The following is a 15,540-nucleotide window of genomic DNA, read 5'->3' on the forward strand; positions in this document are numbered from 1 at the left end:
CCAATCAGGCGGGTGCCATCTCCGTGACCAGCAAGTTCAAGATGGCGGATCTTCAGTAGGCCGTAGCGCTTGGAGCGCAGGGACCACAGCAGGGATCCGAGGCGCCCTCTGGTACTGCCGTTGGTGGTGCCGGATTCCGGCGAGGCGGTAGCGGCCGAGTGTCTGGCGGATCACCTCGTGGGGCGTGCCGTCGGTGGGCAGGGCGCGGGCGCGCAGGTTGCGGTAGGTGTCGTAGCTGATCGGCTCGCGTCGGGCGATGCGCGTGCGGTGGCTGTCGGTGCGCAGGTGGGTGCGGTAGTTGGGGCTGACGGTGCCGGTGAAGAATTCGGCGACGCTGCCCGAGCCGTAGCTGAAGAACCCGATGGCGTCGCCGCCGAGCTCGGTATCGCTGTCGAGGAGGGCGAGGAGAGCGAGGTACATGGACGCGGTGTAGCTGTTGCCGATCACCTGGTTGTAGGTGGTGGTGGGTGCGACTGCCTCGTCGGTGGTGTGGAGAGGGGCCACGATGCCTGCGGTTCGCTCGAGTCGCCGGTGGGCTTTGTGTGCCATGCGCGTGAAGGGCTGGTGATAGCAGACCGTGCGGAGCTTCTCGAAGGGCAGTCCGCCGTGCGCCTGGTAGTCGTGCCAGGCGCCGTCGACGGCGTCCAGGTAGGTGTCGAGGGACAACTTGGCGTCGACGAGTGCGGTGGCGCGGTAGTTGGGACGCCAGAAGTCCATGACGTCGCGGGTGAACAACCCGGAGGGGGCGTGAAGTTCGACGAGTTCGGGAGCGGCAGTGATGAGCATGGCTGCCGCAGCGGCTCCCTGGGTGGCTTCGCCGGGGCTGTCGAGGTCGTAGCGGGCGATGTCGCTGGCCAGGACGAGCACCTGCTGGGTGGGGTCGCTGCGCACCAGGGCACATGCGAGTTGGAGGGCGGCGGTGGCGCCGTAGCAGGCTTGCTTGAGTTCGACGACGCGGATGTGTGGGGGCAGGCCGAGCAGGGAGTGGACGTATACGCCGGCGGCCTTGGACTGGTCGATGCCGGTCTCGGTGGCGAAGAGGATGGTACGGATCCTGTCGCTGCCGTGGCGTTCGATGAGCAGTGCGGCCGCGTCGGCCGCCATGGTGACGATGTCTTCGTCCTGGGCGGGGATGCTCATGGCCGTCTGTCCGATGCCGTGGTGGTACTTGGCCACGGGCGCGCCGGTGTGGCGGGCGAGTTCCTCGTGGGTGAGACAGAGGCTCGTGGTGGCGAAGGTGAGGTCGTGGATGCCGACAATCACCTCGGTGGGGTCAGTGGGCATGGGGTGCTCCGTTGAAGCGCTCGAGACGGGTGTGGGCGTGCATGAGTTCGCCGGGGTTGGTCTGGGCGGCCATCAAGGAGAGCTCGCCGCACAGGACGGTGGCCGCGGCCAGTGCTGCGAGGCGGCGGGCGTTGTCGCCGACCGGACGCTCCGCGCGGCAGCCGAGCCGGGCGAGGGCGTCTTCGACGGTGGGGAGGCCTTTCCCGCTGCCGACCGTGCCGACGATCAGGTTCGGCAGGGTGCAGGAGAAGTACAGGTCCCCGTCACGGTCTGCCGCGTAGGTGATGCCTTGAGAGCCTTCGACGATGTTGGCGGCGTCCTGCCCGGTGGCCAGGTAGAAGGCGAGCAGCATGTTGGCGTAGTGGGCGTTGGCCGAGCGGATGCCGCCGGCCAACAGGGTGCCCACCAGGTTCTTGGTGACGTTGAGGTGGGCGATCTTCGCAGCGGTGGTGCGCAGCCGGTCGGCGACGATCTGCCCGGGGATGAGGATCTCGGCGGTGACGTTCTTGCCGCGGCCGAGGATGCCATTGACGGCGGTGGCCTTCTTGTCAGTGCAGTAGTTGGCGGAGATCGACCCGTAGCCGACGTTCGGTAGGTGGGCCAGCAGGTGGGTGAGGAGGGCGTCGGCGGCGAGGGTGGCCATGTTGTGGCCGGAGGCATCGCCGGTGGCGAACTCGAAGCGTACGTACAGCAGGGGTCCGGTGATCTCGTGGCGTACCGAGAGGAGTTCGGCGAAGCGGCTGGTGGTGCGGGTGAGGGCACGCAGCTCTTCGAGGCGGCCGTCCAGGGCACATGCCGCGGCGTGTGCGGCTTGGGCGTCGGTCGCTTCGAGGAGGACGGAGCGGGTCATACGTTCGTCGACGAGGGTCGCGCGGATTCCGCCGTCGACCATACGGGAGATGCGGGCTCCGCGGGCGACCGACGGCCACAGCGGGGATTCGTAGGTGGCCAGCGGTACGCGGGTTTCGCCGGTGGCGGCATTGCCGCTGATGCGCAGCGGGCCCACCCAGCGGGTGGGAACGGGGGTGGCGCCATCCGGGGCGGTGACCGCCGCGGTGACGTGGGTGGGGCCGGTCCGGGTGGTCACTGGCTGTCCTCCTTGGGCTGCGGCAGCGGGATCTCGCGGTGGTCGCAGAACTCGCGCAGGGCGCCGCTGACCTGTATGTCGGCGAGGTCGGCGAGGTCGGCGGGGGAGTGGGCGCCGAGGATGGTCATCAGTGCGGTCAATTGCTCGAGCCAGGTGGTCAGTTCGTCGACGAGTGCGGCGAGCCCGTCGTTGACGAGAGTGGCGAGGAAGGGGCCCGAGGCGCCGACCGCACGAGCGCCGAGGGCGAGGGCGCGGGCCACGTCCAGGGGGTGGCGTACACCGCCGGAGGCCAGCAGCGGGAGCCCTTTGCCGTGGGCGTCCAGGAGGGCGGCGGGGGTGCTCAGGCCCCAGCCTTCGAGGTAGGCGTAGTCGGCGTGCGGGCGCCGGCCGTTCTCGATGCGGGCGAAGTCGGTGCCGCCGCGGCCGGCCACATCGGCGACAGCCACACCGAGACCGGCGAGCCGGGCGACGGTGCGGCCGCTCAGACCGAAACCAACTTCCTTGACGATGACCGGCACATCCAGGGCCTGCGCGATGGCCTCGATGGCGGCGGGCCAGTGCCCGAAAGACCGGTCGCCTTCCGGCATCACGATCTCCTGGACGGCATTGAGGTGGATCTGCAGGGCGTCGGCGTCCAGGAGTCCGACGGCGCGGCGGGCCTGCTCGGGCGTGGCATTGGCGTTGACGTTGGCCATCACGAAGCCGTCCGGGTGCTGCTTGCGTACCGGGGTGAAGGTGTCGGCGCACGCGGGGTCTTTGAGGAAGGGGCTCATCGAACCGGTGGCGATGGCCAGGCCTGTCTCGCGGGCGGCGATGGCCAGGTCGCGGTTGATCTCGCCGGTCTTGCGGCTGCCGCCGGTCATGGCGTTGATGTACAGCGGCACGGGCCACGTCCAGCCGGCGAACGAGGTGCGCAGGCTTACCCGGTCGCGGTCGGTGCCGGCCAGAGCGTGGTGCGTGAAGTGGACGTCATCGAAACCGCCGACCTGTTGGGCGGGGGCGTGTTGGCCGGCTGGTGATGTCTGGTGCTGGGCCACGGCCAGGCGGACGTGGTCGTCCTTGCGTGTCGCGGTCATGGGGCGGTCCTTGTGATCCGTGTGCCAGGGGTGGGCAGCGCGCTGTCGGGGTGCGGTCCGATGCGCGAGGGCGGGCTCGCGAACTGTGGCGTCGCGGTACGCAGGTTCAGCGGTGTGATGCCGGCAACGGCCCAGCGGCGGTGGAGCTCCTCGGAGCCGGCGGCGTGCGGCAGGAAGGCGATGCCGCAGTCCCCGCCGCCAGCGCCGGACGGTTTGCCTGCTCCGCCGGCGGCCTGGGCCGCGTCGCACAGTGCGGTGAGTGCGGGGGTGAATACGCCAAGCGCGGTCTGCTGGTCGAAGCTGCGCAGCAGGCAGCGAGCCGCATCGACGGCGGCTCGAACAGCAGCGGGGTCGTCGCGGTCGAGAGCGTGGGCCAATACGTCGGTCAACTGGGCGCTGCGGGCGCAGAAGCGGCGGTGGGCATCGCTGTGCCACCACGCGGTGTGCTGGAGGTGGCCGATCTTCGCCGTGGTGGAGGAGGGCCGGCCCGTCCACCCGTAATGCAGCGACACGGTGGACGGGGGCGTCAAGGTTCTCAGCGACAGGCCGGGCCAGCAGGCGCGCAGGGCCGCGATGATGCCGCCGGTGTGCATGAGTTGGTGCAGCACCTGGCGGTCGGGCGGGCTGTAGCGGATCCAGCCGCCCCAGGTGCCGGCGGCCACATCCATGCCCGAGGCGCGGACGTCGAGAGTGATCGAGGTAAGCAGCGCGAGACGGAAACGCATCTCGGCACCCAGGGACATGCCGGTAAAATCGGTGACCGCGTGGACGGCGGCGACGGTGACCGCACCGCTGGAGCCCAGGCCGATCTTGGTGCCGTTCTCGTGCAGCGTCGAGCGTACGGTCAGCCGCAGCGGTACGGGTGTAAGGCCCGACTCGGCACGGAGCCGGTCGGTTGTCTCGATGACGGAGATCAGATGCGCGAGCGTGCCCTCGGTATGGACCGCGTCGTGCGGCTGGTGCGGGCGCAGTCCGTCACGGCTGCGGTACAGCGCCACGGGATGGTCCACGAGGTCGGTGACCAGCTCGACATCAGCATGCAGAGGAGGGCACGCGGTGACGGTCACGTAGCGGTCGATGGCTGTGATGAGGGCCGGCCGGCCGGGGGTAAGGACGGCGTACTCGCCGACGATCAGCAGTTTGCCCGGTGCCCGGCGGGTGACCGGCGGGTTCATGTGCCTACCCCCGTCGTCACCGTGGCGCCGGGCCCTGAGCGGGCGACGACCGTGAGGCAGCCGGTGATCTCGCCGAGTTCGGCGGCGATGCGCTGTGCGTCGACGGCCGTGCACAGGACTTTCACGTTGGGGCCGGCGTCCATCGTCGACCACGTCTGCTCGCCCCGGTCCCGCATCCGGCGTACGTGGTCGAGGACTTGGTGGGAGGCGTGGGTGCGGTAGGCGACGGGCGGGCTCGCGGTTTCCATGGTGGCGTGCATACCGAGTGCGTTGCGTTCGGCGATCTCCCCCACGGTGGCCAGGTCACCTTCAGCCAGTGCTGCGCGCATCGCGGTGATGTCCGTGCGGCTTGCGGCGAGCCAACCGGAAAACAGCGGGGAGGTGGCCACGGTGCGGCGCATGGCTTCCCGGCTGGAGACGGGCTTGGGACCGGTCTGCAGGAGCACCGCGACCATCGCCAGGTCCACGCGGGCATCGTGGAGGGGCTCGGCGTACGAGGCGAGGTCGGCGTCTTCGGCGTCGGCAGGGCCCGCGTGCCACAGCACGAACCCGCCGAAGACGGAGCGGGCGGCCGAGCCGGAGCCGCGACGGGCGAGGCGGGAAAGCCCGGTGGCGTCCAGGCCGATCTCGTAGGCGCCGGCGCCAGCCAGGGCGAGCGCGGCAAACCCGGCGGCGGAGGAGGCGAGGCCGGCTCCTACCGGGACTGTGTTACGGGTGTCGACGCGGGCCGGCTCGCGCCTGCGCGCATGGGCGCGCAGCACGTCCAGGAAGCCGGTGATGCGGCGCAGCACCTCGCCGGTGGCCGGCTGTCCGTCGACGACGACCACGTCCCGCGAACCGTCTGGGCGCAACTGGACGCTTGTCGTGGTGGGGAACGCGTCGAGGGTCAGGGACAGACTGTCGGCCAGCGGCACGACGAGGCGCTCATCGCGTTTCCCCCAGTACTTGACCAAGGCGATGTTCGGATGGGCGACAGCCGTCACCGCAGCCGCGGCCCTCATCCGGGCCTCCCCGACTCGATCCGGGCCGTCCAGGTCCGCACCGCGTCGCGCTCGTCGAGCCTGGCGGCCAGGGCGTCGGCCGCGGCTGCGGTGTCGGCGAGCGCGATGATGCAACCGCCCAGACCTCCACCGGTCATCTTGGCGCCAAGGGCACCGTGGGCCAGGGCCGCGTCGACCAGGTCATCCACGCCGTCGGTGCTCAGCTGGAGCTTCGCCAGCAAGGCGTGGCAGTCGGTGAGCTGCCGGCCGAGCATCTCCAACTGGCCTTGCTCAAGGGCACGCAGCGCCTGGTTGGTCAGAGATGTCGACCGCGCCAGGAACTCCTCGCGGCACCGGGGGTGTTCGTTGAAGATCGCACGCAGCATGCCGACAGCCTGTTTCGTGTCGCCGGGGCTGCCGCTGTCGGCCACGACGATCCAGGCCTGAGTGCCGACGGGTGGCGTGCTGGGGCACCCGTCCGACAGCAGCACAGGCCGGGTGCTCCCGGTGGCAAGGGAGTCGATGCCGGAGGCGCGACCGTGCGCCGCGGTCTCGGCGATCTGGACGTAGTCGAAGACCTCCGCGGCGGTCAGGCGCAGTTGCAGCAGATGGTCGAGGGCGTGTATCAGCGCGCGGGCGCAGGCGGCGCTCGAACCGAGGCCCCTGCCGAAAGGGATGTTGCTCTCCACCAGCACGTCCACTCCGGGCACGTCGAGCCGGCGGGCCTGGCGCAGAGCGGTGTCGATCAGCAGGCACAGGCCGGGCGGCAGCACGCCGGTTGCCGGGAACGCGGCGCCGTCCGCCGGTATGGAGAAGGGCGTGTAGTGGCGGCGGGCCTCACCTGCGATGGGTTCGCCGGTGAGGGTGACATTGGCGGTGCAGGTCAAGGCGGGCAAGGGCACGGCCACGGCGGGCGCTCCGTAGACGACAGCGTGCTCGCCCAGCAGGATCGCCTTGCCGTGAGCTCCCCCGGCTCCGGAGCGTAGCCCCGGATCGTACGGCCCAGGGAAGCCAGGCAGTTGTACAGCGCTGAAGGCTCCCGACTGCTGCTGGATCATGTCTACGCCGCTTTGCAAGGAACATGGGGGTGCGACGGCACGTTGCATGAGACCGCGACATCGGCAGCGTCGCGAGCGTTGGCAGCGTTGGCGGCACAGCGAACACCGAGGAAGATGTCCCGGATGATTTCGGCACACGTGTGCAGACCGGCAAAGTCTCTGGCAGCGGGCGGGGAGTAGGGGGCGCAGGTCATGGCGCGTTCCCTTTCCGAGGTCGGGTGTTTCCCGAGGTCCAACTCGATTGCTTGCTTGCTCGTGGAGGGGCGCCGCGAGGCCAACCGTGCGGCGCGTGCTCTGCGGGCTGGATCAAGCCGCAGCAGCGATCTCGGCGCACCGTGCCACGGTGGCCCCGTCCGCGTTGAGGAGATCGTCGTCGATGGGGCGACCCACTTCGTTCTCGATCTTCTGGGCGATTTCGGTGATCTGCAGCGAGTCCAGGCCCAGATCCTCCAACAGCCGCTGCTCGGGCTGAACGGCCTCGACGGGCCGATCGGCAACGACGGCAACGATGCGCAGTACACAGGCGAGCGTGCTCGTGTCCGTACTCATGACTCCTCCAGGAATCTGCGAAGTGACCTGCTGATAAACGGTGTTGAACGGGGGATCCGCGCCGGTCAGGGACACAGCACGACCTGGGCGGCGTAGGTCAGACCGGCGCCGAAGCCGAACAGGAGCACCGGATCACCGCTGTGTACGCGTCCTGACTGGCGTAGCGCGTGGAAGGCCAGCGGGACGGAGGCGCCGCAGGTGTTCCCGGCGTCCGTCAGATCAGTTGCGGTGACAAGGCCGGGGGAGCCGATGTGCTGGGCGAGGGCGTCGATGATGCGCAGGTTGGCCTGGTGCGGCACGAAGGCCTTCAGATCGGCGGGCGCCATGGCGGCGCGCCGGCAGGCCTCATCGATCACGGAGTTGAGGGATGTGGTGGTCCAGCGGAAGACTTTGCGGCCCGCCATTTCCATGTGGCCGGTTACGGCGGAGATCGCGATCAGGTGGGCCTGGTCACCGTCGCTGCCCCAGGCCACGGGAAAGATCGCGGGCTGGTCGCTGGGCAGAACGAGCGCGGCGGCAGCACCGTCGGCGAAGATCGGCCCCGTGTTGCGATCCCCCGCGTCCACCCAGTCGCTCATCCGCTCCGAGCCCACCACCAGCACCCCGCCTGCCACACCTGCCCGGACCAGGGCGTCGGCCACCGCCAGGCCGTGACTGAACCCGGAACACGCGGCGTTCACGTCGAAGCCCGCCGCTGACCGGCAGCCGATGCCCGCCGCGACGGAGGCCGCCCCGTTGGGCATCGAGGACGGCATCGAACAGGTCGCCAGAATCACCACGTCGACGTCCTCGGCGGTCGCTCCCGCGTCCGCGAGGGCTTTACTGCCGGCCTCCACGGCCATGGACAGCACGCTCTCGCCCGCAGTGGCGTAGCGGCGCTCCTGCACGCCCACCCGCTGCGCGATCCAGTCGGCATCCACCTGCGCGGCGACGGCCGCCTCTTCATTGGAGATCACGGTGCTGGGCCGGTAGACGCCCAGGCCCGCGATACGAGCACCTGCTGCAGGCCGTCCGGCGGAAGCCACCGGGGCAATCAGGGAACTTGGTGTGGCCATCGGGGTATCTCCTTAGCCGGGGTCCGGGGCTGGCGATCCCCAGTGCCTGGCTCGGTAGCCCGGGCGGTGGGGTATCACCAGTGCACTGCTGCGCAGCTCTTCCTTCCAGGGGCCGAGGTGAGTAGTGCCATGCACGCCATGCAACCTTGCGCTCTTGTGAACGCCCGATTTCGGCTCTTCCAAAATCAGGACAGAGATCCCAATCGACCGTAGGTGTAGTCGTCAAGGGGAAAGTGGCGGGCGTGCCAGCGCGCTTCGATGAGGCTGGAAGGCCTGAAGAAGGGGGTGTCACCGTGTGCGTTGACGTAGTAGGTGCGCACGTCCTTGTTCAGCACGGTGTAGTAGTAGTTGATCACCTCGCCGCGCCTCCGCAGCTCTGCGTCATAGGCGTCGTGGGCGTTCTGGCGTACTTCCATGGCGGTCGCTCTGCGGCGGCGGGCCGCTGTGATGGCTCGGACTGCGTGCCTGGCATTGGTCTCGATGAAGACGTGATAGCCAGCAATGGTCCATGAGTAGGGGCCGATCAGCATCCAGCGATTGGGCAGACCGGGAAGGGCAGTGCTTTCGTATGCCTGTAGTCGGTGTTCGTTGTAGAACGTACTCAGGTCGAAGCCGTTGCGACCGGTGATTGTCCCCGGCCGATAGCTTTCAGGGTCGGAGAACATTTCGTAGCCGGTCGCCAGCACGATCATGTCGAGTTGATGGTCGGTGCCATCGGCGGTGAGCAGGCCCTTCTCAGTGAAGCGTTCGATCCGCTCGGTGATCAGTTGGACGTTGTCCCGGTTGAAGGCCTGCAGGTAGGTGCTGGAAAAGGTCGGACGCTTGGCCATGGGGCCGTACCAGGGGGCGAGTTGCCGGGCTGTCTCAGGGTCATTGACCACCTGGCGCACATACGCGGCGTACCGCCTTTTAGCGGCGTCGTCGGCACGCTGGAGAATGGGGCCGGCCCGTTCAAGCGGCACACTGCTGAGAAGCCTGGTGAGTATTTCACCGGCCATGAGAGCGGTTCCGCCGTGCAGAGCCGCAGCCACCCCTGGTATGGCGAGAGCTCTCCGGAACCACGGGGGCAGCTCGGGGTTGTACTTGGGCAGGCACCAGACCGGGGTGCGCTGGTAGACCTGCAGCCACTGGACGGCGGGGGCGATGGAGGGAGTGATCTGCACCGAGCTGGCGCCGGTTCCGATCACCGCGACACGCAGGCCGGTGTGGTCGAAGGAGTGGTCCCAACTCGCCGGTCGTTGGATTTTCCCTCGGTACTTGTCCATGTCAGGTATGCCGACGTGCTCCCTCGGTTTGAGGAATGCCCCTACCGCGCTGATCAGAAAGCGGGCAGTGATCACCCGGCCGTCTGCAGTGTGCAGCTTCCACAGATGCCGTTCCTCGTCCCATACCTCACGTGCGATATCGGTACTCAATCGCACATGGCGGCGGAGACCGAACCGCTCGGCCACGGCCAAGTGGTAGGACCTGACCTCGGCGCCTCCGGGATAGAGCCGGGTCCACCTGGCGTTCCGGGCGAAGGAGTACTGATAGGCCAGTGCCGGGAGGTCCACGCAGATCCCGGGGTAGGTGTTGTCCCGCCAGCTGCCGCCCATCTCATCGGCGCGCTCCAGGATGACGAAGTCCCGGATTCCTGCCTGCTGCAGCATCGCCCCGGCTGCAATGCCACCCGGGCCCGCACCAATAACGGCCACTTCGTGGTCGTAGGAATCTGCTGTGGTCATGGTTGCACCTCGGAGGTATCAGCGTAATTCGTGGTCGCACTGGCGGGCTCGGCCCGGTCTGTCCGAACGAGCCCGAGGTCCTACTTGTCCGGGCGCGAAGGCGTCACATGGTCCACCACCAGGAGATGCTCGGGTACGGCAGTGGCCCCGAGGGCGTCTCGGTGGTTTCGGTGATGCGGAGGGTTTCAGGACCGTCAGCGAAGTACTGGTGGTAGCGCGGGTTTTGGCCGAGATGAAGATTGGCACGCACATAGTTCCGCAGCGCGGTGACGTACAGCTGCAGCGGCTGTCCTTCGCGAGCCGAAACTGTTTCGCTGAGCTGCAGGAAGCGGAGCATGATGCGATCGCGCAGTGCGACCGCATCGGCGATCGCCGCGGATTTGGTCAGGCCCTGGTGGAAGGCGAGCACGTTGATGATGTTCTGCTGGTTTCCCTCAGGCTGCTGTTCCATCGGGTGGGAGTAGATGTCGTTGTCCAGGCCGACGAGCATCGCCGACATCTCGGTCAGGGCCCGAACCTTTGGGGATTCCATTACGGTGGGCGGGATTTCCTCGACGCTTACGATCTCCAGCATGGGGACCGTCGCAAGGGTCGCACCGGTGATCTGCCGTTGAAGCAGGTACTCGTCGACGTCCGGCATGCACCCTTGTTCGGAGTTGGCGACCTGGTGGATCAGGCCGAAAAGGAATCCTCGCTGAGCGTCTCGCCAGCGACGGAACTGTGCGGTGGTACCGAGCCGTTGGAATGCCGCAGATCCCTCGGCAGCGGCAGCCTGGGTCGGGGTCATATTGCGCAGGGAACCAGGTGAACTGATCGCGCGGTCGATCCCGAAGCACAGGCGGGTGAAGTCCGCCGTCCGCCGGCTGCTGTCTCCGACATCGGAGGATCGGTCCGGAACCCAGTACCAGTAGAGCCAGTTGGTCAGCCACTGTTGCCGCTCGGTGGGCGCCCATGGGGTGATGGCGGCGGCGAACACGGAGGCCTTGATGTCGATCAGCTCTTGTCGGCGCTCGGCGGTCGGCGCCAGACACAGTCGGTCCATCCAGTCGATGAAACCCTTCTCCATCAGGTCGACCTGAGGGTGTTGTACCAGTTCGATGGGGCAGAACAGGGCAGGCATCTCGAAGTCCGTCATGCTGTCATTCATGGACTTGACTCCCGATGTTGAGTGCCGTGGTGCGGCGTCGTGGAGCGATCGTTGAAGGCTGTGACCTGTAGATCGCGATGTCCTTCGGCAGACGCTGGGTCGGGCCCATGGAGATGGGCATGATCTCGCCGCGCGGCAGTACGACATGAAGGTCGGCCCGGCGGGTGATTTCGGCGACTGCGATACGGAGTTCCTGCAGGGCCAGGGTGGCACCCAAGCAGTGTCGGGGGCCGATACCGAACGGAAGGAATTCGCTGTGTCCGTAGCGCACCCCTTGGAACCTCTTGGGGGCGAAGGCGCATGCGTTCGCGAAGGTCTGCTCCCTCTGATGTGTCAGATGAATGGCAGGCACAATTTCAGTCCCTGGCGGGAACAAGTAGCCCTGAGCATGAAATTCCCTCACCACCTCGCGCGCGCCGCCATTAGGTACGGGAGCGCTGTGCCGGAGGACTTCCAGACACACAGCATTCAAGTAGGGAAGCCGCAGGAGATCCTCGGGAGCGAGCTCAGCGGTGATCTCTTGTCGCAGAGCGTCCAGCACCACCGGGTTGAGGGAAAGGTGAAGCAGGGCCCAGGCCAGGGCGGCCGAAGTGGTCTCATGCCCGGATACCAGCAGCGTTTTCACGTGCAGGGCGATGTCCTGGTCCGTGAGCTTGCCGGTGGCGGTGGACGAGGAGAGCAGGCGGCTGACGACACAGTCTTGTCGTGTCTCGTCAGTCCTGCGCCGCACTATTTCCAGGAGCAGGATCCGGTCGAGATCCGCGAGTGCCGCAGAGAACGAGGCGGGCAAGCGTTCGCCAGATTCGGGGCAGGAGGCCGAGGGCGTGTTCTGCTGTTCGTGCAGACTGGTCATGGCTCGGTCGAGCGAGTCGAGCACCCTCAAATGAATGTCACTGGACAGCCGGCCAAAAGTGATTTCCAGGATCACACCACGCGTGACTCGGTTGGTGAAGTGCTCCAGCGGGTTCTCGACACCCGGTTCCAGACGATCTGATTCGTCGGCCACAATGCGCGCGATGGTACGAGCCCGAAGACTCGGGTCGTGGGCTTCGAGCGCATGGCCGAGCAGGTGCCGGGTCTTTCGATGGACATGCCCATTCAGGTACGCGACCGATCGATCGGTCACCAGGGCCTTGAACATGCTGGGGCCAAGGCCCTCCAGGTCTTCCTGATGGCGGACGAATATGTCTTGTATGGCCTGAGGGTCGGCAACGTAGACGCGTGGCCGCCTGCCTTCGGCATGGACGGTGAACACCGGGCCGTAGGTGCGGCAGAATTCCCGAAGGTGCTCCATCAGGTCACGTTCGCTTGCCTTCCAAGTGTCGGCATTGAGGGATGGGCCGGGCGGTAATCCCCTATGTGCTCCGCAGGCCGATGTACTGGTCATCGTCGCCTCCACAAGTGATGCTCTTCGCCGGTGTATTCAGTGGAACTAATGTCGCGCCGTTTTACGTCTTCTTTCTGCACAGAAGGATTGACAGATGGTCACGGTGCTTTCTCGGCCCATGCAGTTGAGGGGCCCTCTCGACGGTGGTGATGGCGCGATCGATCCCTGCATGGCGTCCGCGCGGGGCGGCGGGTCATGAGGTGCGCTCCACGAGTCGGTCGGCGATGTGCTGCAGTGCGGCAGTGGCCGGTGGCGGGCAGGGGACGGCGTCGAGGGCGGCCAAGGCACTGGCGTACCGGGTGGCGATCATGTCTTCGACCGTGGCGCGGGCGCCGGTGGCGTCCAGGACCGTGCGTATGCGGGCGGCGCCGTCGTGGTCCAGGTCTTCGGTGCCGACCAAGGTGTCGAGGAGCTTTCTCTGGGTGGTGTCCGCTCGTTGGGCGGCCAGGGCGAGCAGGACGGTGTGCTTGCCCTCGCGCAGGTCGTCCAGGACGGGCTTGCCGGTGTCGTCGGGTCGGCCGTAGACGCCGAGGAGGTCGTCGCGCAGCTGAAAGGCCTCCCCGAGCGGGAGTGCGTAGCGCGACAGGGCGGTGTGCAGGTCCGGGCCGGCGTCGGCGAGGGTTGCTCCGCAGTGCAGGGGACGCTCAACGGTGTATTTCGCGGTTTTGAAGCGGATCACTTGCAGGGCCGCTTCATGGTCGGTGATCGGCCCGAGCGGGGTCATGAGGTCCAAGTACTGGCCGTAGATGACCTCTTGGCGCATGACGTCGATGACCCGGCGCAGGGCGGCCAGACGGTGGGATGGGTGGCCTGTGCTGTGCAGGAGTTCGTCCGACCAGGCCAGTGCCATGTCGCCGATCAAGATGGCCGCGCTGGTGCCGAGATGGTCGTGGCCGTGCCGGAGGGCGACCTGGCGGTGCACGGTGGGCCGGCCGCGGCGGGTGTCGCTGTTGTCCATGATGTCGTCGTGGATGAGGCAGAAGGCGTGGAACATCTCCAGCGCCGCCGCCGTCTGCACCACGGCCGTGTCGTCGCCCTGCCCGCCGGCGGCATGCCAGCCCAGCACACAGAGCAGCGGACGCAGCCTCTTTCCGCCTGCGGCCAGGAAGTCCCGCAACACCACGGGTACGTCCACGGGCAGGGACCGGTCTTCGGCGCCGTGCGTCTTGGTCGCGAGGAAGTCGTGCAGCACCCTGTCGACCCGGGATTGCAGGGTCGCGAGGTCGACGGTCTGAGCGTGCAGGGACGGAGTCGTCATGAGGTCTCCCTCGCCGGGGTCCGGGGCAGCCCTAGGCACACGCACCCCGGCCGGGCCTGACAGGTCCCGGCGGGGGGGTGCCAAACCAGTGCACCGCCGTAGGAGGGCCATCGCCCAGAGGACTGGGGCGGTCGACGCCATGCACACCTTGCAACCTTGCGCCCTTGTGAACGCCCCACGGCGGCGAGGAGCCTTACTGGTCCGGGTAGAGTCGGCCGGAAGGCTGGGTGCGAGATGGTCACACAGCGTTCGAACAAGGCATTGCGCGAGCTGGTGAACGAGGCCGGGATGGGCGAGGCCCAACTGGCCGCGGCGGTCAGGGTGGTGGCGGCCGAGCACGGGCAACCGTTGGCGTGCGGACAGTCCACTGTCTCCCGGTGGCTGTCCGGCACCCGCCCCCGCCCGCCCGCACCGGTATTTCTGCTCGAGGCACTCTCCCGGCGCCTGGGCCGGCCCGTCACCGGAGCCGAAGCAGGCCTGTCGGAGTCAGATATTCCGGTTTCCTCTCCAGGGCTTGACCTGTCCTGGGACGCTGATGCGGTGCGTACTCTTGCCACCCTGGCCCAGGCCGATCTCGATCCGGCCCGGCGCCGCCTGCTGACCGCCAGCGTCTACAGCCTCGCCGCCCTCGCCCTGCCCGATGCCGCCGGACTGCCCGGCCGAGAGCGTCCGGACGGCGATGAGGCGACGGTGTTACCCGCCCGGGTCGAGCAGATGGAGGCGATGTCCCACCGCTTCGCGCAGGCCGCCCAAGCCCATGGCGGCGGACATGTACGCGCTACCGTGGCCGCCTACCTCACTCATCCCGTCACCGGCTGGCTGAACACCCCCGCCCCGGAGCCGGTGCACCGCCAACTTCTCGCCCAGACCGCCCGCCTCACCCTGCTGCTGGGCACCATAACCGCCGACGACGGAGCCGACGCCCTCGCCCAGCACTACCACCGCTGTGCCGCGCGTCTGGCCGCCGACGCCGGCGACACGGCCGCCTACACGATCGCCCTACGGTCCATGGCCGCCCACGCCAGCGACCTGGGCCACCACACCCCCGCGGTCTGGCACCTCTCCCAACGTGCCGCCGAGGTGGCCCGCTGCGCCCCGGCCATCACCCGCGCCTACACTCTGGCCCACCTCGCCACGGCCGCCGCCCACCACGACTCCCGCACCGCCCTCAGTGTCCTCGCCCAGGCAGAACGCCTCCACGAACAGGCCGACACAACCCCCGGACCGTTCACCGCATACCCCCCGGCGGCCCTGCACTACCAGCGCGCCCAGACACTCACCGCCCTCGGCGACCTCACCGGCGCAATCAGCGCCTACACCCTCTCACTGCGTCTGCGTACCGGAGCCGAACGCCAGACCCGTACCCTCACCCACGCGGCCCTCGCCGAAACCCTCCTGCGTCTCGGCCACCTCGACCAAGCCCTCGCCCACTGGTCGGCCTTCCTCGACGATTACCCCCACCTCGGCTCCGCCCGCACCGCCCGCCGTCTCGCCGCCATGCGCCGCAACCTCGCCCCCCACACCCGCCACCGGCCCACCCAAGACGTCCTAGCCCGGGCCATGCAGTTGCGCTGAAACGGCCACGACCACCGCACGGCCCCCCGGCGCTGCCCTCCCCCGTGGGACAGCGCCGGGGCCGATCTGGCTTCCGGGGCTGTCACTCGCCATCGTCGAGGTCGACGGTGTCCTCGTCAGCTCAGCTCGGGGCGTCGGCTGACTCGCCTTGTGGACTGCGCGGGCCGGGCACGGTGGCCGCAAGG

The 15,540-nt window shown here is 68.2% G+C and carries 13 protein-coding genes; 1 reads left to right on the forward strand and 12 read right to left on the reverse strand.

What is annotated here, in order from left to right:
• Positions 1 to 36: 36 nt before the first annotated feature.
• The 12 genes from OG430_RS42750 to OG430_RS42805 all read right to left on the reverse strand — a co-directional run bounded on the left by OG430_RS42750 (position 37) and on the right by OG430_RS42805 (position 13,780).
• Positions 37 to 1,284, reverse strand: a complete 1,248-nt coding sequence (locus tag OG430_RS42750) for a hydroxymethylglutaryl-CoA synthase (RefSeq protein WP_327358052.1) — start codon at positions 1,282 to 1,284, stop codon at positions 37 to 39.
• Complete coding sequence (locus tag OG430_RS42755) at positions 1,274 to 2,371, reverse strand: hydroxymethylglutaryl-CoA reductase (protein ID WP_327358053.1); 1,098 nt, start codon at positions 2,369 to 2,371, stop codon at positions 1,274 to 1,276. Before OG430_RS42755 ends, OG430_RS42750 begins: the two co-directional genes overlap by 11 nt.
• Positions 2,368 to 3,447 carry a type 2 isopentenyl-diphosphate Delta-isomerase gene (gene fni / locus OG430_RS42760; RefSeq protein WP_327358054.1) on the reverse strand — a complete coding sequence of 360 codons (1,080 nt, stop codon included), beginning with the start codon at positions 3,445 to 3,447 and terminating at the stop codon, positions 2,368 to 2,370. Before fni ends, OG430_RS42755 begins: the two co-directional genes overlap by 4 nt.
• A complete protein-coding gene (locus OG430_RS42765) occupies positions 3,444 to 4,622 on the reverse strand; it encodes a phosphomevalonate kinase (RefSeq protein ID WP_327358055.1) in 1,179 nt (392 codons plus the stop codon). Before OG430_RS42765 ends, fni begins: the two co-directional genes overlap by 4 nt.
• On the reverse strand, positions 4,619 to 5,623 hold the full coding sequence (gene mvaD, locus OG430_RS42770; RefSeq protein WP_327358056.1) for a diphosphomevalonate decarboxylase: 1,005 nt from the start codon (positions 5,621 to 5,623) through the stop codon (positions 4,619 to 4,621). Before mvaD ends, OG430_RS42765 begins: the two co-directional genes overlap by 4 nt.
• Positions 5,620 to 6,660 (reverse strand): mevalonate kinase, encoded by a 1,041-nt coding sequence (mvk, locus tag OG430_RS42775; RefSeq protein WP_442816659.1) that lies wholly within the window; start codon positions 6,658 to 6,660, stop codon positions 5,620 to 5,622. Before mvk ends, mvaD begins: the two co-directional genes overlap by 4 nt.
• Before the next feature lie 306 nt (positions 6,661 to 6,966).
• Entirely contained in the window at positions 6,967 to 7,209 is a 243-nt protein-coding gene (locus tag OG430_RS42780; protein ID WP_327358058.1) for an acyl carrier protein, read from the reverse strand.
• Positions 7,210 to 7,274: 65 nt separating this feature from the next.
• Positions 7,275 to 8,264 carry a beta-ketoacyl-ACP synthase 3 gene (locus tag OG430_RS42785; protein WP_327358059.1) on the reverse strand — a complete coding sequence of 330 codons (990 nt, stop codon included), beginning with the start codon at positions 8,262 to 8,264 and terminating at the stop codon, positions 7,275 to 7,277.
• Between the two features lie 185 nt (positions 8,265 to 8,449).
• On the reverse strand, positions 8,450 to 9,988 hold the full coding sequence (locus OG430_RS42790) for a flavin-containing monooxygenase (protein ID WP_327358060.1): 1,539 nt from the start codon (positions 9,986 to 9,988) through the stop codon (positions 8,450 to 8,452).
• A 103-nt stretch (positions 9,989 to 10,091) separates the two neighbouring features.
• Positions 10,092 to 11,135, reverse strand: coding sequence for a terpene synthase family protein (locus tag OG430_RS42795; RefSeq protein ID WP_327358061.1), 1,044 nt, complete (start codon positions 11,133 to 11,135; stop codon positions 10,092 to 10,094).
• The gene (locus OG430_RS42800; RefSeq protein ID WP_327358062.1) at positions 11,128 to 12,522 is read right to left on the reverse strand and encodes a cytochrome P450; all 1,395 of its coding nucleotides are present in this window, start codon (positions 12,520 to 12,522) and stop codon (positions 11,128 to 11,130) included. Before OG430_RS42800 ends, OG430_RS42795 begins: the two co-directional genes overlap by 8 nt.
• A gap of 193 nt (positions 12,523 to 12,715) precedes the next feature.
• Complete coding sequence (locus tag OG430_RS42805; RefSeq protein ID WP_327358063.1) at positions 12,716 to 13,780, reverse strand: polyprenyl synthetase family protein; 1,065 nt, start codon at positions 13,778 to 13,780, stop codon at positions 12,716 to 12,718.
• A gap of 234 nt (positions 13,781 to 14,014) precedes the next feature.
• On the opposite strand from OG430_RS42805, the gene OG430_RS42810 reads away from it, so the two are divergent.
• Positions 14,015 to 15,355 carry a tetratricopeptide repeat protein gene (locus OG430_RS42810; RefSeq protein WP_327358064.1) on the forward strand — a complete coding sequence of 447 codons (1,341 nt, stop codon included), beginning with the start codon at positions 14,015 to 14,017 and terminating at the stop codon, positions 15,353 to 15,355.
• The last annotated feature ends 185 nt before the right edge of the window (positions 15,356 to 15,540 follow it).

Source organism: Streptomyces sp. NBC_01304 (assembly GCF_035975855.1).
Classification (GTDB): Bacteria; Actinomycetota; Actinomycetes; order Streptomycetales; family Streptomycetaceae; genus Streptomyces.